Source organism: Parasynechococcus sp. (assembly GCF_042954245.1).
Taxonomy (GTDB): Bacteria; Cyanobacteriota; Cyanobacteriia; order PCC-6307; family Cyanobiaceae; genus Parasynechococcus.
The window spans coordinates 1-3,479 of record NZ_JBGKDP010000131.1 but is presented as its reverse complement, the minus strand read 5'-3'; the positions used below and the strand labels follow the sequence as shown (position 1 = coordinate 3,479).

The 3,479-nt window shown below is 59.4% G+C and carries 2 protein-coding genes and 2 pseudogenes; 1 reads left to right on the top strand and 3 read right to left on the bottom strand.

Annotation, left to right across the window (positions count from 1 at the left end; all coding sequences use genetic code 11):
- The coding region (locus tag ACGVJ8_RS05845) for an alpha-D-glucose phosphate-specific phosphoglucomutase (RefSeq protein WP_392346281.1) at window positions 1-1,288 on the top strand (1,288 nt) is incomplete at its 5' end.
- Window positions 1,289-1,360: 72 nt separating this feature from the next.
- Here the strand turns inward: ACGVJ8_RS05845 and ACGVJ8_RS05840 are convergent.
- From ACGVJ8_RS05840 to ACGVJ8_RS05830, 3 genes and pseudogenes are all read right to left on the bottom strand, one after another.
- A complete protein-coding gene (locus tag ACGVJ8_RS05840; RefSeq protein ID WP_392346279.1) occupies window positions 1,361-1,558 on the bottom strand; it encodes a hypothetical protein in 198 nt (65 codons plus the stop codon).
- A gap of 38 nt (window positions 1,559-1,596) precedes the next feature.
- Window positions 1,597-3,266, bottom strand: a pseudogene (locus ACGVJ8_RS05835) (efflux RND transporter permease subunit); the annotation flags it as partial.
- A 10-nt stretch (window positions 3,267-3,276) separates the two neighbouring features.
- Window positions 3,277-3,479: pseudogene (locus ACGVJ8_RS05830) on the bottom strand (efflux RND transporter periplasmic adaptor subunit); the annotation flags it as partial.

The following is a 3,479-nucleotide window of genomic DNA, read 5'->3' as shown; positions in this document are numbered from 1 at the left end:
CCCGGGTGGTGAGAACGGTGACTTCGGCGTCAAGGTCAACGGCGCCAACGGTGGTCCCACCCCCGCCTCCTTCACCGATGCGGTGTTCGAGTGCACCAAGACCCTGGAGCAGTACACGATTGTTGAGGCGGCAGCGCTCCCACTGGATGCGCCTGGTCTGCACAGCATCGGCGCTATGCAGGTGGAAGTGATCGACGGCGTCGACGATTTCGTTGCCCTGATGCAGGAGCTGTTCAACTTCGATCAGATCCGCGATCTGATTCACAGCGACTTCTCCCTGGCCTTTGACGCCATGCATGCCGTCACCGGCACCTACGCCACCCGCTTGTTCGAAGAGCTGCTGGGTGCACCGGTGGGGAGCGTGCGCAATGGCACGCCTTTAGAAGACTTCGGCAACGGTCACCCCGACCCCAACCTCACCTACGCCCACGACCTGGCTGAACTGCTGCTCGAGGGAGACAACTATCGCTTCGGCGCAGCGTGCGACGGCGATGGCGATCGCAACATGATCCTCGGCCAGCGCTGCTTCGTGAATCCCAGCGACAGCCTCGCTGTGCTTACCGCGAACGCCACTGTGGCTCCGGCCTACGCCGATGGCCTTGCCGGGGTGGCCCGTTCCATGCCCACCAGCGCTGCGGTGGATGTGGTGGCGAAGGAGCTGGGAATTGACTGTTTCGAAACCCCAACGGGCTGGAAATTCTTCGGCAACCTGCTGGACGCCGGCAAGATCACCCTCTGCGGGGAAGAAAGCTTCGGCACCGGCAGCAACCACGTGCGGGAGAAGGATGGCCTCTGGGCCGTGCTGTTCTGGCTGCAGATTCTGGCCGTTCGCCGCTGTAGCGTCGCTGAGATCATGGCCGAGCACTGGAAGCGCTTCGGACGCCACTACTACTCCCGTCACGACTACGAAGCCGTGGCCAGCGACGCCGCCCACGGTCTCTACGACCGCTTGGAATCAATGTTGCCGAGCCTGGTGGGCCAAGCCTTTGCCGGACGCGTCATCAGCACAGCGGACAACTTCAGCTACACCGACCCTGTTGATGGGTCCATAACCAAGGCCCAGGGCCTGCGAATCTTCTTGGACGACGGCAGCCGAGTGGTGGTGCGCCTCTCCGGAACAGGCACCAAAGGCGCCACGATCCGGATCTACCTGGAGAGCTATGTGCCCAGCAGCGGTGACCTCAACCAGGATCCCCAAATGGCTCTGGCCGAGATGCTCAGCGCTATTAACAACCTGGCGGAGATCCAGCAACGCACGGGCATGAATCAACCCACAGTGATCACCTGAATAGGGTCCATCACATCTGAAATGCCAAAGCGACCCCAAGGGGTGGCTTTTTTGCTGGCTATGGCTGAACCCTCATCGATGACGACCGCGATGAGAATTGCTGTGCCGATACGCAGGGTGAGTGGCCTCCTCCTGCAACTGACGCACCGTCTCAATCGAAAAGTCCCCAAGACTGCCTGAGCTGATCACCATCAGATAGAAGAGACGCAAATGGCCCAGGGCGATTTCGGCCGGACTGTTGTCGATCAGCACCTTAAAGAAATAGGCCACCGACAAATCAAGTCCAGCACCAATTGGCCACTGCAATCAACACGCGCCACCAACAGACCACCGAACACCACCAAACCCAGGGACGACTGACTCTGGGCACCGGCTCTACTGGACAGCATCAACGGCAGGAATCCAGTGAGGGAAGAGAGCGCCGTCATCAGGATGGGCCGCAGACGCGACTTGGCGGAGAACTTAGCGGCCTCCAGCACCGACTCGCCCTCACCCCATCTTCTGGTTGCCAGGTCGACGATCAGAATCGCGTTACCGCCAGCCAGACCGACCTGTACGTAGATATTGAGCACCTGGCCGGCACCGCCGAGGAACACCAGGGCCGCCAGCAACGCCATCGGCACGGTGAGCAGGATGATGATCGGGTCGGTGTAGCTCTCGTACTGAGCCGAAAGCACCAGGAATACCGCCAGGATGCCGAGCGCGAAGATCACCACCGCCAGGGATCCAGCCTTCACTTCTTCGCGGGAGATACCGGTCCAGTCGAAACCAAGACCCTGATAGCTACCGGCATTGAAGATCTGCTTCATCGCCCCGATCGCCTGACCGGAGCTGTTGCCCTCCTTGGGAGTGCCGTCAATCTTGATCGAGCGGTAGAGGTTGAAGTGGGGAAGAACAGCACCACCAGGATCACAACGTCCCGCAGGAAGTGGGTCACACCTTTGGTCGACTGGTTGATGAAGTTGGTGGTGTCGTAAATCTTCTGCACTCCGAGGCCCACCGGCAGGGTTTGCTCGAACTCGCGGAGCACCTCCTTGACGCCATTGGAGACCTCAGATGGCGTTACTTCCGGAGAGCTGGTAAATCGCGATGCCAACCGAAAGTGTGCCTTTGAGATCCATGGCATCAATGCCGTAGGTCTCACCGCCCAGCTCAACGCGGCCCACATCCTTGAGCCGAACCAGGCCGCCGGCATCGGTGGCTCTGAGAATGATGTTCTTGAAGTCCTGGGTGCTGGTCAGACATCCCTGCAGCTGCACCGTGAAGGTGTATTCCTGCCTTTCAGGTGCAGGGGCGCCACCGATCTTGCCGGCAGGCACCAGATGGTTCTGACTGCGCAGCTGGTTGACCACATCGGTGGCCGAGAGGTTGTTGGCGGTGAGCTTCTCGGGATCCAGCCAGAAGCGGAAGGCGATCTTGCGGTTGCCGAAGTAGGTGGTGACATCGCCGACGCCCTTCACCCGCTTGATGTTGTTGGTGAGGTTCTTATCGAGATATCCACTAATCGTCTCCACCGAATATTCGGTTTTGGAGGGGTCTTCGTTGACGAAGTTGTAAACGAGCAGGATCGAGTTGGAGGCCTTGTTCACCGTCACACCTGATTTACGAACCTCCTCCGGCAGCTGAGGTTCAGCCAGGGAGACGCGGTTCTGCACATTCACCTGGTTGATGTTGCCGTCGGTGCCGCTGTCGAACGACACCGAGATCGAACTCACACCATCCGACGAACTGTTGGAGGTGATGAAGTCCATATTCTCCACCCCGTTGATCTGCTGCTCGAGCACGGAGGTGACCCCTTGCTCAACGGCAACCGCGTCAGCGCGCACGTAAGTTGCCTGCACCTTCACCGTGGGAGGAGCAATGTCGGGAAGGTTTTCAATGAGAAGGATCGGAATCGCGATCAAACCGACGATCACGATCAGCAAGCTGCAGACCGTACTGAGAACCGGCCGGGTGTGAAGTTATTGGATGCAGACATCGTTCAACCCTCAGTTCGCCTTGGCGGGTTGTACCTGCACAGGCATGCCGTGTTTCAGGTTCAGCAAGTTGGTGGTGACCACCAACTGATTGGCATCCAGGCCCTTGGTGATCGGATACAGCTGGTTCTCCAGCTCGCCCACCGTGACCGGCGTCTGCAGAGCGAACTTGGCGTCAGCGGGAAGTTTGCCGAATTTGATGCCTTTCTCCAGCT